Below are 1,041 nucleotides of genomic sequence, written 5' to 3'. Positions count from 1 at the left end.
CACGCTCGTCGGCGCGCAGTCGGCCACCCTGCTCCGCAAGGGCGAGTCGTGCTTCATCACGCCGGACGAGGGCGACGTGACCGTCGAGGCGGACTCGTCCGACGGCATCACGTCGACGGTGTTCATCGCCACCGGCGCCTAGGACCGGCGCCCAGGACAGGCGTCCAGGACCCACGCCCATGACAGGCGTCCTGGCCGGGGACGCCGTCGCGGAACCGGCGCGGAACCGCACGCGGCGGCGCGGACCCGCTCACCGCCACCGTGGCGTCGCCGACGTCCGCTAGCGTGGCGAGCATGAGTTGGCTGGTCACCGGCGGTGCCGGGTACATCGGGTCCCACGTCGTCCGAGCACTGCGCTCCTCCGGCATCGACACGGTCGCGTTCGACGACCTCTCGAGCGGCTTCCGCGCGTTCGTGCCGGACGACGTGCCGTTCGTCGAGGGCACGATCCTCGACGGGGAGCTCGTGGCGCGCACCCTGCGCGAGCACGAGGTCACCGGCGTGGTCCACGTCGCGGGGTTCAAGTACGCCGGCGTCTCCGTCGAGCGCCCGCTCCACACCTACGAGCAGAACGTCACCGGCATGGCGACCCTGCTCCGCGCGATGGCCGAGACCGGCGTCACCAAGGCGGTCTTCTCGTCGAGCGCGGCGGTCTACGGCACGCCGGACGTCGAGACCGTGGTCGAGTCCACCCCGAAGAACCCGGAGTCGCCGTACGGCGAGTCGAAGCTCATCGGCGAGTGGCTGCTGCGCGACATGGAGGTCGCCGCCGGATTCGCCACCACGTCGCTCCGGTACTTCAACGTCGTCGGCTCGGGGGAGCCCGACCTGTACGACGCCAGCCCGCACAACCTGTTCCCGCTGGTCTTCGACGCGCTGCTCGCCGGCCGGACCCCGCGGATCAACGGCGACGACTACGCCACCCCGGACGGCACCTGTGTCCGCGACTATGTGCACGTGGCCGACCTGGCGCACTCGCACGCCGTGGCCGCACGGAAGCTCGAGGCCGGGGAGCCGCTCGAGCGTGCCTACAACCTCGGC

The 1,041-nt window shown here is 71.7% G+C and carries 1 protein-coding gene; it reads left to right on the top strand.

The annotated features are described in order from the left end of the window. Window positions 1-294: 294 nt before the first annotated feature. Window positions 295-1,041, top strand: a 747-nt coding sequence (locus BACI9J_RS22385; RefSeq protein ID WP_159736618.1) for an NAD-dependent epimerase/dehydratase family protein, incomplete at its 3' end; no start/stop codon positions are given.

Origin of the sequence: Arthrobacter sp. 9V, from assembly GCF_902506065.1 — a bacterium.
Taxonomy (GTDB): Bacteria; Actinomycetota; Actinomycetes; order Actinomycetales; family Micrococcaceae; genus Arthrobacter.
Note: the sequence above shows the minus strand (reverse complement) of the source record. Positions and strands in the feature narration are given on the sequence as shown.